This window comes from Micromonospora sp. NPDC023633, from assembly GCF_040640035.1.
In the GTDB taxonomy this organism is placed as follows: Bacteria; Actinomycetota; Actinomycetes; order Mycobacteriales; family Micromonosporaceae; genus Micromonospora.
On the sequence record NZ_JBFABB010000010.1, the window covers coordinates 41,512 to 65,204 of the forward strand.

The 23,693-nt window shown below is 75.3% G+C and carries 2 protein-coding genes (1 of these 2 running past the window's edge); both read left to right on the plus strand.

The features are described 5' to 3' along the window. Window positions 1-13,043, plus strand: the 3' end of a protein-coding gene (locus AB0G13_RS04935) for a type I polyketide synthase (RefSeq protein ID WP_357869006.1). The gene continues 16,819 nt to the left of window position 1, outside the view; only the last 13,043 of its 29,862 coding nucleotides appear in the window; its start codon lies beyond the left edge, outside the window; its stop codon occupies window positions 13,041-13,043. A 354-nt stretch (window positions 13,044-13,397) separates the two neighbouring features. Beyond that, the gene (locus AB0G13_RS04940; protein WP_357869009.1) at window positions 13,398-23,669 is read left to right on the plus strand and encodes a type I polyketide synthase; all 10,272 of its coding nucleotides are present in this window, start codon (window positions 13,398-13,400) and stop codon (window positions 23,667-23,669) included. The last annotated feature ends 24 nt before the right edge of the window (window positions 23,670-23,693 follow it).

Genomic DNA, 23,693 nt, shown 5'->3' on the forward strand with positions numbered 1-23,693 from the left:
GCGGCGACCCCGTCGGTACGGTCGTCTCCGGCGCTGCCGGGCAGCGGGGCCAGCTCGCCTTGCTGTTCTCGGGTCAGGGTGCGCAGCGAGCCGGCATGGGTCGGGAGCTGCACGCCGGGTTCCCGGTCTTCGCCGCCGCGCTCGACGAGGTGTGCGCGCACCTCGATTCGCTGCTGCCGCGTCCGCTGCGGGAGGTGCTGTTCGCGGCCGAGGGCTCCGCCTCGGCGGGGCTGCTGGACCAGACCGTCTTCACGCAGGCCGGCCTGTTCGCGGTCGAGGTGGCCCTGTTCCGGCTGGTGGAGTCGTTCGGCATCGTGCCGGACATGCTGGCCGGTCACTCGATCGGTGAGGTCACGGCCGCGCACGTGGCGGGGGTGTTGTCGCTGGCGGACGCGTGCGCGTTGGTGGCGGCGCGGGGCCGGTTGATGCAGGCGCTGCCGGCGGGTGGCGGGATGCTGGCGGTGGCGGCGGACGAGGCTGCGGTGGTGGAGTCTCTCGCGGGCCTGGGCGACCGGGTCGGCATCGCGGCGGTCAATGGTCCGACGTCGGTGGTCGTGTCCGGTGCCGTCGACGCCCTGGACGAGGTGGAGCGGGTCTGGCGGGACCGGGGTGTCCGCACCCGCCGGCTCACGGTCAGCCACGCGTTCCACAGTCCGTTGATGGAGCCGATGCTGGCGGAGTTCCGGTCGGTGCTGGACGGGTTGACGTTCGCCGCGCCGTTGTTGCCGGTCGTGTCGAACGTGACCGGCGCGCTGGCCGGCGAGGAGATCCGTACGGCCGAGTACTGGGTGCGGCACGTCCGCGAGGCGGTGCGCTACGCCGACGGGATCGTCGCCCTGCGTGCCAGCGGGGTGGACACGTTCCTGGAGGTCGGCCCGCAGAGCGTCCTGACCGCGATGGCGGCGGACGTGCTGCCCGACGACGACGCCGTGCTGGCGGTTGCCGTGCAGCGCAAGGACCGGCCGGAGGCGCACGCGCTCCTGCACGCCCTGGCGGAGCTGCACGTGCACGGCGTTCCCGTGAGCTGGCAGCCGTGGTTCGCCGACACCGGCGCGCGCCGGGTGGACCTGCCCACGTACGCCTTCCAGCACCAGCGCTACTGGCCCGCCGCCAACCGGGCGCGGATGGGTGACGTGTCCGGGGCGGGACTCGGCCGGGCCGAGCACCCGCTGCTCGGCGCGGCGGTGGACCTGGCCGGCGACGACGAGATGGTGCTGACGGGCCGGCTTTCCCTGGCGACGCACCCCTGGCTGGCGGACCACGCGGTCTCCGGGCTGACGCTGGTCCCCGGTACCGCCCTGGTCGAGTTGGCGGTGCGAGCCGGCGACGAGGTGGGCCTCTCCCGGCTGCGGGAGCTGACCATGGCCGCCCCGCTGGTCGTCCCCGCATCCGGAGGCGTGCGGATCCAGGTGCGGGTGTCCGCGTCGGAGTCGCCGCAGCGTCCCTTCGCCATCTACTCCCGTCCCGACGACGACCCCGAGGCGGGCTGGACCCGGCACGCGGAGGGCGTGCTGGAGTCGTCCACCGCCGGAGAGCCGGACATGGTCGCCTGGCCCCCTGCCGGCGCGTCCGAGGTGGACCTGGCGGGCTGGTACCCGACGCTGGCGGAGCACGGCCTGGCGTACGGGCCGGTCTTCCAGGGGCTCCGGCGTGCCTGGACCAGCGGCGGCGAGGTGTACGCCGAGGTGGTCCTGCCGGACGACGCCGCGACGGAGGCCGCCGGGTTCGGGGTGCATCCGGCGCTGCTGGACGCCGCTCTGCACCCGATCGGGCTGCTGTCGGGCGCGGAGGAGTCGGGCGGGCCGCGGGTGCCGTTCGCGTTCGAGGGTGTGCAGGTGTACGCCTCGGGCGCGGGGGCACTGCGGGTGCGCCTGACCCGCAACGGTTCCGGGCTGCGGCTGGCGGCGTACGACGAGGCGGGCGCGCCGGTGGTGTCGGTGGACTCCCTCGCCCTGCGGGAGCTGACCGGCGTGGCCGCGCCGGGCGCGGCGTCGCGGTCGCTGTTCGAGCTGCGATGGCCGGCCGTGGAGGCCGTCCCGGGCGGGGACTCCGCCGGGTGGGCGCTGCTGGCGGGCGGCCGGGACGTGCCGGCCGAGCTGGCGGCACGGGCCGGGCTGGTGGGGTACGCCGACGTGGCGGCGGTTGCGGGGGCGGAGTCCGTCTCACGGACGCTGCTGCTTCCGGTGTTCCCCGCGCCCGGCTCGGCGGCGGAGACGCCGGAGTCGGTCCGGGCGGTGACCTCGGACCTGCTGGCGACGGTGCAGTCCTGGCTCGCGGCGGAGGCGCTGGCGGACTCGCGGCTGGTGGTGGTGACCCGGGGCGCGATGTCCGTCGGGGCCGAGGACAGGGTGACGGATCTGGCGGGCGCGGCGGTGTGGGGCCTGCTGCGGTCGGCGCAGTCGGAGCATCCGGGCCGGATCGTCCTCGCGGACGTCGACGGTGACCTGGATCCGGCGCTGGTGGCCCTGCTGGACGGCGTCTTGCGGGAACCGGCCACGACCGGCGGCCAGTTGGCCGTCCGCAGGGGCGCGGTGTACTCGCCGCGCCTGGTCCGGGCGGGCGTCACGGCGGCGCAGGCGCCGAGCCTGGGTGACGGCGCGGTGCTGGTCACCGGTGGCACGGGTGCCCTGGGTGCGTTGGTGGCGGAGCACCTGGTGTCGGTGCACGGGGTGCGGTCGCTGGTGTTGGTGTCGCGGCGTGGCCTGGAGGCCGCGGGTGCGGGCGAGTTGTCGGAGCGGTTGTCGGCGTTGGGTGCCGCCGTTCGGGTGGTGGCCTGTGACGTGACGGACCGGGACCAGGTCGGCGCGTTGGTGGCCGAGATCGGCGCGGCGGGCCGGCTGGCGGGTGTGGTGCACACCGCGGGCGTGCTGGACGACGGGGTGGTCGAGGGGCTGACGGCGGAGCGGCTTGCGGGGGTGTTGGCGCCGAAGGTGTCGGCGGGTTGGTTCCTGCATGAGGCGACGGCGTCTCTGGATCTTGATTTGTTTGTGGTGTTCTCGTCGGTGGCGGGGGTGTTGGGTTCGCCGGGTCAGTCGGCGTATGCGGCGGGCAACGCGTTCCTGGACGGGTTGGCGGTGTATCGGCGGCAGTTGGGTCTGCCGGCGGTGAGCCTGGCGTGGGGCATGTGGGACACGGCGGGTATGGCCGCGTCCCTCGACGACGCGGACCGGGCGCGCTCGGCGCGGGCGGGTCTGACGCCGATGAGCGCCGAGGTCGGGTTGGAGCTGTTCGACGCGGCCCTGGGCGCCGACCGGGCTGCCCTGGTGCCGGCCGTCATCGACGTGCCCGCGCTGCGGGCGGCCACCTCCGGCGGCCCCGTGCCGGCCGTGCTGCGCACCCTGATCGGCGTGACCAGCATCCGCCGCCAGGCGGGGCAGGGCGGTGGCGGCTGGGCCGACCGGCTCGCCGGGCTGACCGAGGACGAGGGCCGGGCCCAGATCGACGTGCTGGTGCGGGGCCTGGTCGCGCAGGTGCTCGGGCACGGTGGCGCGGAGGCCGTGCCGGCCGACCGGGCGTTCCGGGAGCTGGGCTTCGACTCGCTGACGGCGGTCGAGCTGCGTAACCGGCTGAACGCGGCCACCGGGCTGCGACTGGCCTCGACGCTGGTCTTCGACTACCCGACCCCGGCGGTGCTCGCCGACCACCTGTGGTCGGAGCTGGCCGGGGTGCGTCAGTCGACCGCCGGCCCGGTCGTCGGCACGGTCCTCGGCACCGACGAGCCGATCGCGATCGTGGGCATGGCCTGCCGCTACCCGGGCGGTGTCGAGAGCCCCGACCAGCTGTGGGAGTTGCTGGCCGGCGGCGGTGACGGGATCTCCGAGTTCCCGGCCGACCGGGGTTGGGACCTGGAGTCGCTGTTCGACCCGGACCCGAACCGCAGCGGTACGTCGTACACGCGGCACGGTGGTTTCCTGTACGGGGCGGCGGAGTTCGATCCCGGCTTCTTCGGCATCTCGCCGCGCGAGGCTCTGGCGATGGATCCGCAGCAGCGGTTGCTGCTGGAGGCGTCGTGGGAGTCGTTCGAGTCGGCGGGTCTGGATCCGCAGCGGCTGCGGGGTAGCCGGACCGGTGTCTTCGCCGGGGTCATGTACCACGACTACGCCTCCCGGCTGATGGACCTGCCGACCGAGGTGGAGGGCTACGTCGGCACCGGCACCTCTGGCAGCGTGCTGTCCGGTCGGGTGGCGTACACGTTCGGGCTGGAGGGCCCGGCGGTCACCGTGGACACCGCGTGCTCGTCGAGCCTCGTCGCGCTGCACCTTGCCGCGCAGGCCTTGCGCAGTGGCGAGTGTGATCTCGCCCTGGCCGGTGGTGTGACGGTGATGGCGACGCCGGGGACGTTCATCGAGTTCTCGCGGCAGCGTGGTCTGTCGCAGGACGGCCGCTGCAAGTCGTTCGCGGCGTCGGCCGACGGCACCGGCTGGTCCGAGGGCGTCGGCGTGCTGCTGGTGCAGCGCCTCTCCGACGCCCAGCGCGAGGGCCGGCGGATCTACGCGATCGTGCGGGGCACGGCCGTGAACCAGGACGGCGCGTCGAACGGCTTGACGGCGCCGAACGGTCCGTCGCAGCAGCGGGTGATCCACCAGGCTCTGGCGAACGCGCGGCTGACTCCGGCCGACGTGGACGCGGTCGAGGCGCACGGCACGGGCACCACTTTGGGTGACCCGATCGAGGCGCAGGCGTTGCTGGCGACGTACGGGCAGGACCGCCCCGTCGACCGGCCGTTGCTGCTCGGGTCGGTGAAGTCGAACATCGGGCACACCCAGGCCGCGGCCGGCGTGGCCGGTGTGATCAAGATGGTCCTGGCGATGCGGCACGGCCTGGTGCCGCCGACGCTGCACGTGGACGAGCCGTCCCCGCACGTCGACTGGTCGGCCGGGGCGGTGGCCCTCGCCACCGAGGCGACGCCGTGGCCGGCCGTGGATCGGCCGCGTCGGGCGGCGGTGTCGTCGTTCGGTATCTCCGGCACCAACGCGCACGTGATCATCGAGCAGCCGCCGGTCGAGGCGATCGAGGGCGAGATCGTCGCCCGGGACGTACCGCCGGTCGTGCCGGTGCTGCTGTCCGCCCGCGACACCGCCGCGCTGGCCGCTCAGGCGGGTCGGTGGGCGCGGTGGCTCACCGCCGACGAGGCCCCGCGTCCGCTGGACGTCGCCTGGTCCTCGGTCACCACCCGACCCGCGCTGGAGCAGCGCGCCGTCGCCGTGGTGGCCGACCGCAACGACCTGCTCTCCGCACTGCGGGCCCTCGACGCGGGCGAGCCCTCCGGGGCCGTCGTGACCGGCTCCGCCGCCGCACGCGGCCAACTCGCGCTGCTGTTCTCCGGTCAGGGTGCGCAGCGCGCCGGCATGGGCCGCGAGCTGTCCGCCGGGTTCCCGGTGTTCGCCGCCGCGCTGGACGAGGTGTGCGCGCAGTTGGATCCGCTGCTGCCGCGTCCGCTGCGGGAGGTGCTGTTCGCGGCCGAGGGCTCCGCCGAGGCGGGGCTGTTGGATCAGACGGTGTTCACGCAGGCCGGGTTGTTCGCGGTCGAGGTGGCGCTGTTCCGGTTGGTGGAGTCGTTCGGCATCGTTCCGGACATGCTGGCCGGTCACTCGATCGGTGAGGTCACGGCCGCGCACGTGGCGGGGGTGTTGTCGCTGGCGGACGCGTGCGCGTTGGTGGCGGCGCGGGGCCGGTTGATGCAGGCGCTGCCGGCGGGTGGCGGGATGCTGGCGGTGGCGGCGGACGAGGCTGCGGTGGTGGAGTCTCTCGCGGGCCTGGGCGACCGGGTCGGCATCGCGGCGGTCAATGGTCCGACGTCGGTCGTGGTCTCCGGTGCCGAGGATGTGCTGGACGAGGTGGAGCGGGTCTGGCGGGAGCGGGGTGTCCGCACCCGTCGGCTGACGGTCAGTCACGCGTTCCACAGCCCGTTGATGGAGCCGATGCTGGCGGAGTTCCGTGCGGTTCTGGACGGGTTGACGTTCGCCGCGCCCTTGCTGCCCGTCGTGTCGAACGTGACCGGCGCGCTGGCCGACGCCGACGAGATCCGCGCGCCCGAGTACTGGGTGCGGCACGTCCGCGAGGCGGTGCGCTACGCCGACGGGATCGTCGCCCTGCGTGCCAGCGGGGTGGACACGTTCCTGGAGGTCGGCCCGCAGAGCGTCCTGACGGCGATGGCGGCGGACGTGCTGCCCGCCGACGACGCCGTGCTGGCGGTCGCCGTGCAGCGCAAGGATCGGCCGGAGGCGCACGCGCTGCTGCACGCCCTGGTGGAGCTGTACGTGCACGGGGTGCCGGTGAGCTGGCAGCCGTGGTTCGCCGACACCGGCGCGCGCCGGGTGGACCTGCCCACGTACGCCTTCCAGCACCAGCGCTACTGGCCCGAGGGCTCGCCCGCGAAGCAGGCCGCCACGGACGGCAGCGACGCCGAGTTCTGGGCCGCCGTCGAGCGTGGCGACCTGGCCGCCCTCGCCGCCGAACTCGGCGACGACACCCAGGCTCTGGACGCCCTCAGCCCGGCCCTGCCGGTCCTCTCGCGCTGGCGTCAGCTCCGGTCCCGGGACACCGCACTGGACGGCTGGTCCTACCGGGTCGGGTGGGAGCCGGCGCGGCCGGCCCCGGCGACGGGGCTGTCCGGGCGGTGGCTGGTCGTCACCCTCGACAGCGACGCCGACGCGGGCACTGCGAAGACGCTCACCGAGGCGGGCGCGCAGGTCGACACGCTGACCGTGTCACCCACCCTCACCCGGGTCGACCTGGCCGAACGGCTGCGCCGGACCAGCGCGGACGGCTGGGCCGGGGTGCTCTGCGTCCTGCCCCGTCAGGACCAGCCGCCCGCGCACACGCCGGCGGTGCCCGCCGGCACGGCGGTGCTGCTCACCCTCACCCGGGCGCTCACCGACACCGGCCTGCCGGGACGGGTGTGGGCGCTCAGCCGGACCGCGATGCCGGTCACGGCGGGGGAGCCCGGCGACGCCTGGGCGGCCCTGACCTGGGGCCTCGGCCGCGTCGTCGCCCTCGAACAGCCGGACCGCTGGGGCGGCCTGGTCGACCTGCCCGACCGCACCGACCGGAGCACCCGCGCCGGGCTCGTCGCGGTCCTGGCCGACGGCACCCTGGACCAGGTTGCCGTCCGGCGCAACGGCCTCTTCAGCCGGCGGTTGGTGCCGGCCGCGTCGCCCGCCGGGTCGGGTTGGCGGCCCGCCGGGACGGTGCTGGTGACCGGCGGTACGGGTGCGTTGGGTCGGCACGTGGCCCGGTGGCTGCTGGCCAACGGGGCCGGCGAGGTGGTGCTGGCCTCGCGGCGGGGTCCGGACGCGCCGGGCGCGGCGGAGTTGGCCGAGGAGTTGGGTGCGGTGCGGGTGGTGGCGTGCGACGTCACCGACCGGGCGGCGGTCGACGCGCTGGTCGCGGGGTTGCCGGGGCTGACCGCCGTCGTGCACACCGCCGGCGCGTCCGGCGGCACCACCCCGGCGTACGAGGTGACCGACGGCGAGCTGTCGGAGACCCTGGCCGGCAAGGTGCTCGGCGCCGTGCACCTCGACGCCGCCTGCCGGGGCCGGGACCTCGACGCGTTCGTGGTCTTCTCCTCGGTCGCCGGCGTCTGGGGCGGCGGCGGCCAGGCCGGCTACGCGGCCGGCAACGCCCTGCTCGACGCCCTCGTCGCCGCCCGCCGGGCGGCCGGGCTGCCCGCCACCGCCCTGGCCTACGGCCCGTGGGCGGAGGACGGCATGGCCTCCGGCGAGACCGCGGACGGCCTGCGCCGCCGGGGGTTCAGCCCGCTCGCGCCCGACGTCGCCGTCGCGGCGCTGGGCCGCTGGGTGAACGCCCCGGAGGCGGCGCCGGTGATCGTCGACGTCGACTGGTCCCGGTTCGTGACGGCGTTCACCGCCGCGCGGCCGAGCCACCTCTTCGCCCGGGTCGCCCCGGCCGTCGCCGAGGAGCCGGAGCGGCCGGAGAGCGCGGCCGCCACCGACGGGCTGCGGGCCAGGCTCGTCGCGCTGCCGGCGACCGGCCAGGAGGCGTTGCTCGTCGACCTCGTCCGCGCGGAGGCGGCGGCGGTCCTCGGTCACGCCACCACCGGCCAGGTGCCGGCCGGCCGGGCGTTCCGGGAGCTGGGCTTCGACTCCCTCGCCGCCGTCCAACTGCGCGACCGGCTGGGTCGGGTCACCGGCCTGACCCTTCCGTCGACCGTGGTCTTCGACCACCCGTCGGCGGCGGAACTGGCCCGCTTCCTGCGTACCGAAATCGTGGTCGGCGCGGACGGCGGCCCGGCCGCCGGCGGCGCGACCGTGGTCCGGCCGCCGGCGGACGAACCGATCGCGATCGTCTCCATGGCCTGCCGGTTCCCCGGCGGCGTGTCGTCGCCGCAGGAGCTGTGGCGGCTGCTGACCGACGGGGCGGACGCGGTGACGCCGATGCCCACCGATCGGGGCTGGGACCTCGACGCCCTGTTCGACAGCGACCCGGAGCGGGTCGGCACCAGCTACACCCGCAGCGGCGGGTTCCTGCACGACGTGGCCGGCTTCGACGCCGCGTTCTTCGGGATCAACCCGCGCGAGGCCCTCGCGATGGACCCGCAGCAGCGCCTGCTGCTGCACACCACCTGGGAGGTGTTCGAACGCGCCGGCATCGACCCGCACCGGGTGCGCGGCTCCGCCACCGGCGTCTTCATGGGCACCAACGGGCAGGACTACGCCACCCTGCTGCTGGGCGCCCGGTCCCAGGTGGAGGGCTACCAGGCGACCGGCAACGGCGCGTCGGTGGTCTCCGGCCGCCTGGCGTACTCGTTCGGGCTGCACGGCCCCGCCGTCACCGTCGACACGGCCTGCTCGTCGTCGCTGGTGGCGCTGCACCTGGCCGCGCAGGCGTTGCGCAGCGGCGAGTGCGACCTCGCCCTGGCCGGCGGCGTGACGGTGATGTCGACCCCGGGCGCGTTCCTGGAGTTCTCCCGGCAGCGCGGCCTCGCCGCCGACGGGCGGGTCAAGGCGTTCGCCGAGGCCGCCGACGGCACCGGCTGGGGCGAGGGCGTCGGCGTCCTGCTGCTCCAGCGGCTCTCCGACGCCCAGCGCGACGGCAACCGGATCCTCGCCGTCGTACGGGGCAGCGCGGTCAACCAGGACGGCGCGAGCAACGGCCTCACCGCGCCGAACGGGCCCGCGCAGCAGCGGGTCATCCGGCAGGCCCTGGACAACGCCGGCCTGACCCCGGGCGACGTGGACGTCGTCGAGGCGCACGGCACCGGCACCACCCTCGGCGACCCGATCGAGGCGCAGGCGCTGCTGGCGACGTACGGCAGGGACCGTTCCGCCGACCGGCCGCTGTGGCTCGGGTCGGTGAAGTCGAACATCGGCCACACCCAGGCCGCGGCGGGCGCCGCCAGCCTCATGAAGATGGTGCTGGCCCTGCAACACGAGGTGCTGCCGGCGACCCTGCACGTCGACGCGCCGACCCCGCACGTCGACTGGACGTCCGGCGCGCTGGCCCTGCTCACCGAGGCACGCCCCTGGGAATCCGGCGGGCGCCCCCGCCGGGCCGGCGTCTCGTCGTTCGGGATCAGCGGAACGAACGCCCACGTGATCCTCGAACAGGCGCCGGCGGACGACTCCGCTGACGAGGCCGGCCGGCCCTCGCCCACCGCTGCGGTACTGCCGTGGCCGGTCTCCGCCGCCACGGCCGCCGGGCTGCGCGACCAGGCCGACCGCCTGGCCGCCCGGCTCGGCGACGCGGCCCACCCCGAGGGCACGGATGACCGGCCCGACGACGGCGCGGTGAGCTGGGCGCTGGCCGAGGGCCGGGCACACCTGGCCCACCGGGCGGTGGTCGTCGCCGCCGACCCGGAGACCCGGCTCGCGGCGCTGCGCGCCCTCGCCACCGGCAGCGCGCACCCCGCCCTCGTCTCGGCTGCCCCGGCCGCGACGGGCGGCACCGCCGTCCTCTTCTCCGGTCAGGGCGCGCAGCGTGCCGGGATGGGTCGGGAGTCGTACGGGGCTTTCCCGGTCTTCGCGTCCGCGTTGGACGAGGTCTGCGTCGAGCTGGACCCGTTGCTGCCCCGCCCGTTGCGGGAGGTGCTGTTCGCCGGAGCGGGCTCGCCCGAGGCCGGCCTGCTGGACCAGACGGTGTTCACCCAGGCCGGGTTGTTCGCGGTCGAGGTGGCCCTGTTCCGCCTGGTCGAGTCGTTCGGGATCGTGCCGGACTTCGTGGGCGGTCATTCGGTTGGCGAGATCGTGGCTGCGCACGTGGCCGGGGTGTTGTCCCTGGCCGACGCATGCGCGTTGGTCGCCGCCAGGGGACGGTTGATGCAGGCGCTTCCGGCCGGCGGCGGCATGCTCGCGATCGCCGCGTCCGAGGCCGACGTGGCGGAGACGCTCGACGGGGCGACCGGTCGGGTCGGGATCGCCGCCGTCAACGGGCCCGCCGCCGTTGTCGTCTCGGGTGCGGTCGATGCCCTGGACGAGGTGGAGCGGCTCTGGAAGGAGCGCGGGACACGCACCCGCCGGTTGACTGTGAGCCACGCGTTCCACAGCCCGCTGATGGAACCGATGCTCGCCGAGTTCCGTGACCTGCTGGACGGGCTCACGTTCGCCGCACCTGTGCTGCCGGTGGTGTCGAACCTGACCGGGGCGTTCGCGGACGCCGACGAGATCCGCAACCCGGACTACTGGGTGCGGCACGTCCGCGAGGCCGTCCGGTACGCCGACGGGGTGCGGGCGCTGCGGGACGCGGGCGTCGACACGTTCGTCGAGGTCGGCCCCGCCGCTGTGCTCACCGCCATGAACGCCGACCTGCTCCCCGACGACGCCACGACCGTGGCGACCCTGCGGGCCGGGGTACCGGAGGTGACGGCGCTGCTCACCGCCGCGGCCACCCGCTACGCCAGCGGCCGGGACGTCGAGTGGTCGGCCCTGCTGACGTCGCTCGCCGGCTCCCGGCCCGACGCTCGTGACCTGCCGGAGCTGCCCACGTACGCGTTCCAGCCGCAGCGGTACTGGCCCACCCTGACCGCCACGCCGACCGGCGGCGCCGACCGTGCCGACACCGAGTTCTGGCGGGCAGTCACCGACGGCGACCTGGACCGGCTCGGCATCGACGCCAGTCAGCCGCTGAAGGACCTGCTGCCGGAGCTGGAGTCGTGGCGCCGCCGGCAGCACCAGGAGGGCACACTGGGCGGTTGGCGGTACCGGGTCACCTGGCGACCCCAGCGGCTCACCGCCGGCCAGCCGGGCACCTGGCTGCTCGTCGCTCCGCGCCGGCCGGCGGCCGAGAAGATCGCCGACGCGTTGCGCGACGGCGGGGCCACGGTGCGGGTGCTCACCGTGGATCCGTCGACCGTCGATCGGGACGGGCTCGCCGCCGACCTGGCGCGGGCCCGCGCCGAGCACCAGCCGACCGGGCTGCTCTCCCTGCTCGCCCTGGACGAGGCGCCGCACCCGGGGCAGGACGTCCTGCCGTCCGGGCTCGCGGCGAACCTGCTGCTCCTTCAGGCACACGTCGGCCAGCAGGGCGACGCGCCGCTGCCGCTCTGGCTGGCCACGACCGGGGCCGTCGCCACCGACGAGGAGCCGGCCAGCCGGCCGTGGCAGGCCACCACCTGGGGCCTCGGTCTGGCCGCTGCTCTTGAACACCCCCGGCACGTCGGGGGCCTCGTCGACCTGCCCGGCACGGTGACCGGGGACCTCGGCGCCGCGCTGGTCGCCGCGCTGACCAACACCGAGGGGGAGGACCAGCTCGCTGTTCGCGCCACGGGCGCGTACGCGCGGCGGCTGGTCCGGGTCAGCGGCCCGGCCGAGGGTACGGGCGGCGGCTGGACGCCGCACGGCACCGTTCTGGTCACCGGTGGGGCGGGCGTCACCGCCCGGTACGCCACCGACTGGCTGGACCGGCAGGGCGCGGCCGTGGTGCCGCTGGAGCAGCCGACCGGCAGGAAGCTGACCGATCGGATGGCGCAGCTCGCCGCCGACGGCCAGCCGGTGTCCGCGCTGCTGCACGTGCCGGCGGACACCGGCACCGTACCGCTGGAGGAGCTGACCGTCGCGGGCCTCGCCGCCGACTTCGTCGCCACCGTCGGGGACATCCCCCGGTACGCCGACGAACTGGAGAGCCGAGCCCTCGGGGCACTGGTGATCTGCTCCTCCACCTCCGGGGTGTGGGGCTCCGGCGGGCGGTCCGGCCAGGCGGCCGGTGACGCCCTGCTCCAGGCCCTCGCCGCGAACCGGCGGCGGGCCGGACTGCCGGTTGCGTCGGTGGCGTTCGGTCCCTGGGCCGACGGTCTCACCGACGCCGACCTGGAGCAGTTGAGCCGGCGCGGCATGCCCGGCATGGCCCCGGGCCTGGCCACCGCCGCACTGTGGCGGGCTGCGGCAGAAGGCGCACAGGTCGTGGTGGCCGACGTGCGATGGGACCGGTTCGTGCCGGCGGTCGCCGCCGTGCGGACCCGGCCGCTGTTCCTCGAGGTTCCCGAGGCAGCGGAGGCCCTGCGTGACCTGCACACCGGGGAGCCGGCGGACGACGGGGCGGCGGCCGCGCTACGCGAGCGGCTCCGGCCGCTGTCGGACGCGGAACGCGACGCCGTCCTGGTCGAGGTGGTGTCCACCCAGGCCGCGGCGGTGCTCGGTCACTCCGGCACCGCGGACCTCGGTCCGGCGCGCGCGTTCCGGGAGGTCGGCTTCGACTCCATGACCGCCGTGGAGCTGCGCAACCGGCTCCGGGCAGCCGTCGGGGTCACGCTGCCGGCGAGCGTGGTGTTCGACTATCCGACCCCGCTGGCGCTGGCCCGCCACCTGCGTACTCTCGTGGTGGAGGACGGGGCTGCCGCCAGCGCGGGCCTGCTGTCGGAGCTGGCGAAGCTGGACGGCCTCTTCGCCGCCAGCGCGCCGGACCAGCTCACCCGGCAGAAGCTGCTGGTGCAGCTGCAGGCGTTCGTCGCCCGCTGGGGTGAGGACCAGGCGACGCCGGTCGAAGCGCCGGTGACGGCAACGCTCGACGGGGCCAGCGACGCCGAGATCTTCGAATTCATCCGCCGGGAACTCGGCGGGCCCGGCGGCAATGCCGGGGGCGATTTCTGAACCACTTGCGTGTCCATTCCTGGGCGTGCTGACGGAGCCGGTCGTGGAGGCTGTCATGGCCACCGCGACCGGCTCCACCGGGCCGCTGTGCCCGGTCCCGGCCGGGCGGCCCTCGGCCAGCCTGCGGCCGATCCCGCCGAGGTCCTGCTAGGGGCGGCCGTAGGGGCAGCCTAGGGGTTGTGACCGTCGCCGGCCGACAATACCTTCCCTCTCGGAAGTAGGACGTGGTTCCGCTTCGACGTTGAGAGCTGTTGCAATTCGCGGTCGGGGTGAATGGGTTTTGGTGCCGCGGCTTGGGGCATCGATGAATGGCACTGGGTCGCCTGGTTCTTCCGGCTCAAAGAGGTGGCACTGATGGCGACTGAAGACACTCTCCGGGAATATCTGAAATGGGTTACCGCGGATCTCCACCAGACGAAGAGGAAACTCGGCGAACTGGAGGCGGGGCAGCGGGAGCCCATCGCCATCGTCGGCATCGGGTGCCGGTTCCCGGGCGGCGTGCGGACCCCCGAGGACCTGTGGCGGCTGGTCGCCTCCGGCGGTGACGCCATCTCCGACTTCCCGTCCGACCGGGGCTGGGACCTGGAGCGGCTGATCCACCCCGACCCCGACCACCCCGGCACCTCGTACGTCGGGCAGGGCGGTTTCCTCGACTGCGCCACCGAGTTCGACGCCGGGTTCTTCGGCATCTCCCCGCGCGAGGCGCTGGGCATGGATCCGCAGCAGCGGCTCTTGCTGGAAACCTCATGGGAGGCGTTCGAGCACGCCGGGATCGACCCGGGCACGCTGCGCGGCCACCAGGTGGGCGTCTTCGCGAGCACCACCGGTCAGGACTACGCGGCGCTGCTCCAGGCCCCGCCGCCCGGCGTCGAGGGGTACGTCCTCACCGGCACGGCCGCGAGCGTCGTCTCGGGCCGGATCTCGTACGTGCTCGGCATCGAGGGTCCCGCCGTCTCCGTCGACACCGCCTGCTCGTCGTCGCTGGTCGCGCTGCACCTGGCCTGTCACGCCCTGCGCCAGGGGGAGTGCACCCTTGCGTTGGCCGGTGGCGCCACCGTCATGTCGACCCCGGCCGCCTTCATCGGCTTCTCCCGGCAGCGCGGCCTCGCTGCCGACGGACGGGTGAAGGCGTTCGCCGGGGCCGCCGACGGAACCGCCTGGGGCGAGGGCGTCGGCGTCCTGCTCGTCGAGCGCCTGTCGGACGCACGCCGTAACGGCCACCCCGTCCTCGCTGTGGTGCGGGGCAGCGCCGTCAACCAGGACGGCGCCTCCAACGGCCTCACCGCCCCCAACGGGCCCTCCCAGCAGCGGGTCGTGCTCAAGGCCCTCGCCAGCGCCCGGTTCACGCCCGCCGACGTGGATGTCGTTGAGGCGCACGGCACCGGCACCAGCCTCGGCGACCCGATCGAGGCCACCGCCCTGCTCGCCACGTACGGGCAGGGCCGCCCCCCGGGCCGGCCGCTCCGGCTGGGCTCGGTGAAGTCGAACATCGGTCACACCCAGGCGGCGGCCGGCGTCGCCGGGGTGATCAAGATGGTGATGGCCCTGCGGCACGGCACACTGCCGGCCACCCTGCACGTCGACGAGCCCACCCCGCACGTGGACTGGACGGCCGGCGCGGTGTCGCTGCTCACCGAGGCGCAGCCGTGGCCAGCGGGGGAGCAGCCGCGCCGCGCGGGTGTCTCGTCGTTCGGCATGAGCGGCACCAACGCCCACGTCATCATCGAAGAGGCCCCGGCGGAGGCCCCGGACGCCAGCGCCGCTCCGCAGGCGCCGTCGGGCTCCCCACCCCCCGCCGGCACCGGGAACACCGCCGACGCCGGCCCGGCCCCGGTGACGGCCGCCGGGCTGGTGCCCGTGCTGCTCTCCGCCCGCGACCGGGCCGGGCTCGCAGCCCAGGCCGGGCGCTGGGCCGACTGGCTCCACGCCGACCCCGACGCCGCCGACGCCGGGCTGGCCGACGTCGGCTGGTCCTCGGTCACCACCCGGGGTGCCCTGGAACACCGGGCCGTCGTCCTCGCCGCCGACCGCGCCGACCTCCTGCGCGACCTGCGTACCCTCGCCGCCGACGGTGGCGCGTCCGGCCTCGTCGTCGGCGCCGGGCCACGTGCCGGGCAGCTCGCCTTCCTCTTCTCCGGGCAGGGCGCCCAGCGTCCCGGCATGGGCCGGGAACTCGCCGCGACGTTTCCCGTGTTCGCCCGCGCGCTCGCCGAGGCCTGTGCCGCGCTCGACCCGCACCTGCCCCGCCCGCTCGGCCCCGTGCTCGCCGCCGAGCCGGGCACCGAGGAAGCCGACCTGCTCGACCAGACCCTCTACACCCAGGCCGGGCTGTTCGCGGTCGAGGTGGCGCTGTACCGGCTGCTGGAGTCCTGGCAGGTCACCCCCGACGTGCTGATGGGCCATTCCATCGGCGAGGTGGTTGCCGCCCACGTCGCCGGGGTGTTCTCCCTGCCCCACGCCGCCGCGCTGGTGGCCGCACGCGGCCAGCTCATGCAGCGGTTGCCCACCGGTGGGGCCATGCTCTCCGTGGCCGCCGGGCGGGACGAGGTCGAGGCCGTCCTCGCCGGCGTCGACGGCCCGGTCGGCATCGCCGCCGTCAACGGTCCCGCCGCCGTGGTCGTCTCCGGCGCCGCCGACGCCGTCGACGAGGTGGAGCGCGTCTTCACCGACCGGCAGACACGCACCAGGCGGCTGCGGGTCAGCCACGCCTTCCACAGCCCGCTCATGGAACCGATGCTTGCCGCGTTCGCCGCCGTGGTGGACCGGCTGGAGTTGCGCGCCCCCACGCTGCCCATCGTGTCCAACCTGACCGGAGCGCCGGTCGACCCGGAGGCCATCCAGAGCACCGACCACTGGGTACGACACGTCCGCGAGACGGTCCGCTTCGCCGACGGCGTCGACGGGCTGCGCGCCCTCGGCGTCGGTACGTTCCTGGAGGTCGGCCCGAGTGGCGTGCTGACCGCGCTGACCCGGGACATCCTCGGCGTGGACGACGATCCGACGGCCGCCGTGGCGCTGCTGCGCCGGGACCGCGCCGAGCCCGCGTCCCTGCTCACCGCGCTCGCCGAACTGCACGTCGCCGGTGTGCCGGTCGGCTGGCGGCACCTCTTCGCCGGCGCCGACTGCCGCCCGGTTCCGCTGCCCCGGTACGCGTTCCGCCGCGAGCAGTTCTGGCCCGAGCCGCCCCCGGCCGCCCCGGCCGGTGACGTCCCCACGGCGGACGCCGCGTTCTGGGCGGCGGTCGAGCAGGTCGACGTCGACGCGCTGCGCGACCAGCTCGGCGGCGACCCGGCCGGCGACGACGACCCCGTGCGGACCCTGCTGCCCGCGCTGCCCGTGCTCGCCTCCTGGCGGCGCAACCGGCACGACCGCTCCGTGGCGGACGACTGGTCGTACCAGGTGGTGTGGAAGCCCGTGCCGGTCGCCGAGGGTGACCGGCCGGCGGGGCGCTGGCTGCTGGTGCTGCCCGCGGACGCCGCGCCTGCCTGGGAGGACGACCTGGTCGACCTGTTCCGGGCCGGCGGCGACGAGCCGGCGGCGTTGCGCGTCGGCGCGGACGACCTGGACCGGGTGGCGCTCGCCGACCGGCTGCGCGCAGCCGTCGGCGACCAGCAGGTCGCCGGGGTGCTGCACCTCGTCGCGGGCCAGGACCGGCTGCTGGCCGCGCATCCCGGCATGACCGTCGCCGCCGCCACCACCCTGGTGCTCGTCCAGGCGCTCACGGACCTCGACCTCGACGTGCCCGTCTGGTGCGTCACCAGCGGTGCGGTCAAGGCCGGGCCCGCCGACCAGGTGGAACACCCCCTCCAGACGCTGGTCTGGGGCCTCGGTCGGGCCGCCGCCGTCGAGCAGCCGCACCGCTGGGGTGGCCTCGTCGACCTGCCGGCCGCCGTCGACGCCGGCGTGCTGCGCCGTCTCGCGGCCGTCTTCGCCGGCGGAAGCGGGGAGGACCAGGTCGCCGTCCGCTCCGGTGGCGTCTGGGGGCGCCGGCTCACCCCGGCCGCCGCCCCGGAACGGGCCGCCGGCGACTGGTGGGCAGACGGCACCGTCCTCGTCACCGGCGGTACGGGCGCGCTCGGCGGTCACGTCACCCGCTGGCTGCTCGACCGGGGCGCGCGTCGGGTCGTCCTCGTGGGCCGTCGTGGCGCCGCCACCCCCGGCCTGGCCGGCCTCCTCGACGAGTACGGCGCCGACGGGCGGGTCACCGCCGCGGCCTGCGACATGACCGACCGGCAGGCCGTCGCGGCGCTGCTGGACTCGCTGCCCGAGCTGACCGTGGTGGTGCATGCCGCCGGTACCGACCAGCTCACCCCGCTGACCGGTACGACGCTCGACGAGTTCTCCCACGTCGTCGCCGGGAAGGTGCTCGGCGCGCTGCACCTCGACGAGTGCCTGGCCGACCGGCCGCTCGCCGCGTTCCTGCTCTTCTCGTCCATCTCCGGAATCTGGGGCAGCGCCGGCCAGTGCGCGTACGGGGCCGGCAACTCGTTGCTCGACGCGCTCGCCGTGAACCGCCGCGACCGGGGCCTGGCCGCCACCGCCGTCTCCTGGACGGCGTGGGGTGGTGCCGACGGCATGGCCGCCATGAACGCCGCCACGGAGCAGCTGCACCGGATGGGTCTGCCCACCATCGACCCGCAGCGGGCGCTCGTCGCCCTCGACCGGGCGGTGCGGCGACCCGCCCCCTGCGTCACCGTCGCCGACGTCGACTGGAGCCGCTTCCACCCGGCGTTCACCCTCAGCCGGCCCAGCCCGTTCCTGTCCGAGCTGCCCCAGGTGCGGGCGCTCGCCGAGGCCGAGGCGGAGAGCGCCGCCGCGCCGGCCGGCGTGGCCGACGCCCTGCGTCAGCTGGCCGACCTGACCGAGACCGAGCAGGAGCGGGAACTGCTCCAGCTCGTCAACGAGCAGACCGCCCGGGTGCTCGGCCACGCCGCCCCCGACGAGCTGCGCGGCCGGTCGTTCAGGGACCTCGGCTTCGACTCGCTCACGGCCGTGGACTTCCGCACCCGGCTCAACGAGGCCACCGGACTGCGGCTGCCGTCCACCCTCGTCTTCGACCATCCCACCCCGGCCGACCTGGCGCGACACCTGCGCGAGACCGTGTTCGGCGCCGACCGCGCCGCCCCCGCCGAGGTGGCGGTCGCCGCGGCCACCGACGAGCCGATCGCCATCGTCGGCATGGCCTGCCGTTATCCCGGCGACGCCCGGGGACCCGAGGAACTGTGGCGGCTCGTCGCCGAGGGCGTCGACGCCATCGGCGACTTCCCGACCGACCGGGGCTGGGACACCCCCACCCCGGACAGCGGCTACGCCCCGGCTGGCGGCTTCCTGCACGACGTCACCGGCTTCGACCCGGCCTTCTTCGGCATCTCGCCGCGCGAGGCTCTCGCCATGGACCCGCAGCAGCGACTCACTCTCGAGGCGTCCTGGGAGGTGCTGGAGCGGGCCGGGGTCGACCCCGCCTCCCTGAAGGGCAGCCGCACCGGCGTGTTCGTCGGAGCGTCCGCCTCCGGGTACGGGACGGGGCTGACGGAGGTGCCGGAGGGCGCCGAGGGCTACCTGATGACCGGGGCCGCGCACAGCATCATCTCCGGCCGGGTGTCGTACACGCTGGGGTTGGAGGGGCCGGCAATCACAGTGGACACGGCCTGCTCGTCGTCGTTGGTCGCGCTGCACCTGGCCGGCGAGGCGCTGCGCCGGGGCGAGTGTGACCTCGCGCTCGCCGGCGGCGTCACGGTGATGGCCACCCCCGGCACGTTCGCCGAGTTCTCCCGCCAGCAGGGCCTGGCCGCCGACGGCCGGTGCAAGTCGTTCGCCGCTTCGGCGGACGGCACCGGCTGGTCCGAGGGCTTCGGCATGGTGCTCGTGCAGCGGCTCTCCGACGCCCGCCGTGCGGGCCGGCGGATCCTTGCCGTGGTGCGGGGCAGCGCGGTGAACCAGGACGGCGCGTCGAACGGCTTGACCGCCCCGAACGGTCCGTCGCAGCAGCGGGTGATCCGGCAGGCGCTGGCGAATGCCCGGCTGAGCACCACGGACGTGGACGTGGTGGAGGCGCACGGCACGGGCACCACGCTGGGCGACCCGATCGAGGCGCAGGCGTTGCTGGCCACCTACGGGCAGGGCCGGGACGGGCACGAGCCGCTGCTGCTCGGCTCGATCAAGTCCAACATCGGGCACACGCAGGCCGCCTCCGGTGTCGCCGGCGTGATCAAGATGGTGCAGGCGATGCGGCACGGGGTGGTGCCGGCGACGCTGCACGTGGACGAGCCGTCCCCGCACATCGACTGGGCCTCCGGCGCGGTGGAGCTGGCGACGGAGTCGCGGCCGTGGCCGGCGGTGGACCGGCCGCGTCGGGCGGCGGTGTCGTCGTTCGGCATGTCCGGCACGAACGCCCACATGATCATCGAGCAGGCCGACGACATGGTGGGCGTGGCGCCCGACACCGACGTGGACCCGGCGGGCGTCGCCGGTCTGGTCGCCTCGGACGTGACCGTGTGGCCGGTGTCGGCCCGGTCGGCCGCGGCACTCGCCGGTCAGGCCGCTCGACTCGCCGCGCACGTGCGCGAGCACGGTGACGTGGATCCGGCGGCGGTCGGCTGGTCGCTGGCCACCACCCGTACCACCTTCGACGAGCGTGCCGCCGTGGTCGGGTCGTGCGCCGAGGACCTGTTGGCCGGTCTGGACGCCCTGGCGTCCGGCGCGCCGGCGGCCGGCCTCGTCACCGGCACGGCCGCCGCTTCCAACGTGGGACCAGTGTTCGTGTTCCCCGGTCAGGGCGCGCAGTCGGCGCGGATGGCGGCCGGTCTGGTGGGCCGCAGCCCGGTGTTCGACGAGCGCCTGGCGCAGTGCCAGCAGGCCCTGGCGCCGCATCTGGACGTGGATCTGCTGTCGGTGTTGACCGGCCCGGACGAGTCGTGGCTGGACCGGGTCGAGGTGGTGCAGCCGGTCCTGTGGGCCGTCGGCATGGCGTTGGCGGCGGTGTGGGAACACACCGGGGTGCGCGCGGCGGCGGTCATCGGACATTCGCAGGGTGAGATCGGCGCCGCGTGCCTGGCCGGAATCCTCGACCTGGACGACGCGGCGAAGATCGTCGCCCTACGCTCCCGCGCCCTGGCGGCGCTGCGGGGCACCGGCGCGATGGCCTCGATCGACCTGCCGGTCGAGGCGGTCACCGAACGCCTGCCCGCGTTCGCCGGGGTGGGTGTGGCGGCGGTGAACGGCCCGTCGACGGTGGTGGTGTCCGGGCCGCCGCAGCCGGTGGCCGCCCTGGTTCAGGCGTGCCTGGGCGAGGGTGTGCGGGCGCGCATGATCCCGGTGGACTACGCCTCCCACTCCCCGGCGGTGCAGGACGTCGCCGAACAGTTGCGTACCGAGCTGGCCGACGTCACCCCCCGCGCCGGCCAGATCCGGTTGATCTCCACCCTGACCGGCACGTGGGTGGACCCGGAGTCGATGGGCGCGGACTACTGGTACGAGAACCTGCGGAGGACCGTGCTGTTCGACTCGGCGGTACGCGTCGCGGTCGGCACCGGACACACCACGTTCGTGGAGATCTCCCCGCATCCGGTGCTGACGATGCCGGTCACCGCGATCCTGGACGACACCGGCAGCACCGGACACGCCCTTGGCACGCTGCGCCGCGGGGACGATGACGCGACGCGGCTGTTGACCAACCTTGCCACCGCGCACACCGTCGGCCTGCCTGTCGACCTCACCAAGGTCCTCGCCAGCACGACGATCGTCGACCTGCCCACCTACCCGTTCGCCCGGGACCGGTACTGGCTCCAGCGCACCGGCGCGCACCGGGCCGGGCTGCCGTCCGTCGGCCTGGACGCCGTGGACCACCCGCTGCTCAGCGCCGTGGCCGACCTGCCCGGGGGCGAGGGACTGCTGCTCACCGGTCGGATCGGCCTGGCCACCCACCCGTGGCTCGCCGACCACGCCGTGCTCGGCACCGTCCTGCTGCCCGGCACCGCCCTGGTCGAGTTGGCGTCCTGGAGCGGCCGGCACGTCGACGCCGCCCACGTGACCGAGCTGGTCCTGGAGGCTCCGCTCGCCGTGCCCGACGAGGGCGGGGTGGACCTGCGGGTCCGCGTGGGCGCGGCCGACGAGGACGGTCTGCGGCCCGTCTCCGTCTACTCCTACGTCGACGACGGTGGCGACCAGCCCGCAGTGGCGCGGCAGTGGCGGCGGCACGCCACCGGCCTGCTCGCTCCCACCCGGCCGGTCAGCGCGGTCCCGACCGCCTGGCCCCCGGCCGACGCCGAACCGATCGCCCTCGACGCCCTCTACCCGCACCTCGCCGACCAGGGCTACCACTACGGACCGGTCTTCCGCGCGCTGCGTGCCGCGTGGCGCAGCGGCGGCGACATCCTCGCCGAGGTGTCCCTCGACGACGACGCGCCGACCGACACGGCCACGTTCTCCGTGCACCCGGCGCTGCTCGACGCCGCCCTGCACGCCATCGGCGCCAGCGTGCTCGACCGCGCCGACGCCGCCCCCCGCTCCGGCGGCGAGGCGCAGCCGGGGCTGCCGTTCTCCTGGACCGGGGTGGCGATCCAGCCGACCCGGGCCCGGGAACTGCGTGTCCGGCTCACGGCCGCCGAGGGGTCCGTGGCCGCCACCGTCACCGACACCGGCGGGGTGCCCGTCGCCTCGCTCGACGCCCTGGTGCTGCGGCCGATCACCACCGAGCAGCTCAGCGTCGCCCGGCGTACGGCCAACCGGTCGCTGCACCGGCTCGACTGGACCGAGCCGACCGCCGCGCCGGCCGGCGTCGCGCCACGGCTCGCCGCGCTCGGCGACGCCTGGCCGGGCGCCGAGTCGTACCCCGACATGGACGCCCTGGTGGCGGCCGTGGCCGGCGGCGCGGGCGCGCCTGACGCGGTGCTCGCCACCTGCGTGGGCCGGCGGGCCGACGAGCCGAACCCGGCGCGGGTCGCGCACCTCGTCAGCCACGAAACCCTGGCCCTGGTGCAGGACTGGCTCACCCACCCGGAACTGGAGGCGTCCAGCCTCGTCGTGGTCACCCGTGGCGCGGTCACCGTCGACGCCGACGAACGGCTGACCGACCTGCCCGCCGCCACCGGGTGGGGCCTGGTCCGCTCCGCCCAGTCGGAGAACCCGGGCCGGATCGTGCTGCTCGACCTCGACGACGACCCCCGTTCCGCCGCCGCGCTGCCCGCCGCCCTGGCCACCGGCGAACCGCAGCTCGCCGTGCGTGCCGGGCAGCTCCGCGTGCCCCGGCTGTCCCGGCTCGGGCCGCCGCCGCAGGACCGGCCGGCCCTCGACCTGTCCGCCGGCACCGTCCTGGTCACCGGCGCCACCGGCGCGCTCGGCCGGCTCGTCGCCCGGCACCTGGTCACCGGGCACGCGGTTCGCCGTCTGCTGCTGGTCAGCCGCAGCGGCCCGGACGCGCCCGGCGCGGCCGAGCTGGCCGACGAGCTGACCGGGCTCGGTGCGACCGTGCGGGTGGTGGCCGCTGACGTCACCGACCGCGACGCCCTCGCCATGCTGCTCGACGAGATCCCCGCCGACTGGCCGCTCGTCGGCGTCGTGCACGCCGCCGGTGTCCTCGACGACGGGGTGCTGCCCGCGCTCACCCCTGCCCGCTTCGACGCCGTCCTCGGGCCGAAGGTGGACGCCGCCTGGCATCTGCACGAGCTGACCGAGAAACTGGACCTGGCCGCGTTCGTGCTGTTCTCCTCCGCGTCCGGGTTGTTCGGCGGGCCCGGGCAGGCGAACCACGCCGCCGCGAACGCGTTCCTCGACGCGCTCGCCCACCACCGGCAGGCGCGTGGGCTGACCGTCACGTCGATGGCGTGGGGGCCCTGGGCCAACCCCGATCTGCCCGGCGGGCAGCCCGGCCACGTCGACGAGCAGCGGATGGGCCGCAACGGCTTCCGTCCGCTCGACGCCGACGAGGGCATGGAACTGTTCAGCGAGGCGCTGCGGTTCCCCGACCCGGTGGTCGTACCGGTCAGCCTGGACCTCGGCGTGCTCGGCCGGCTCGGTCCGGCACTGCCCCGCCTGCTGCACGGCCTGATCCGGGCGAACGGAGCCACCCCGGCAGGTGTCGCCCCGGCGGCCGACGCGGCGGCAGCCCTGCGGGACACCCTCGCCGGTACTCCGGAGGGGGAGCGGGACCGGGTGCTCTCCGACCTGGTCCGCACCCACGCGGCGGCGGTCCTCGGATACGCCTCGATGCGCGCCGTCGACGAGGACAAGGGGTTCGTCGAGATGGGCTTCGACTCGCTGACCGCGGTCGAGTTCCGCAACCGGCTCACCGCCGCCACCGGGCTGCGCCTGCCGTCCACCCTGATCTACGACCGGCCGACCACCACCGCGCTGGTCGGATACCTGCGTGGCGCGCTGCTGGCCGAGCGGGACACCTCGGCGCTGTCGGTGCTCGGCGAGCTGAACAAGCTGGAAACCGCCATGCGTGCGGTCGCCGACACCGACACCGACCGCACCGCCGTCGCCGCCCGGCTGCGTGAGCTGCTGTCCCTGTGGACGTACGCCGAGCGCGGCGGGGACGACACCGCAGCCGAGGCCGACGGCAACATCGACTCCGCCACCGCGGAGGAGATCTTCAACATGCTCGACGACGAGCTCGGGACAGTCTGACCGCGGATGCCCCGGACCTCTGAT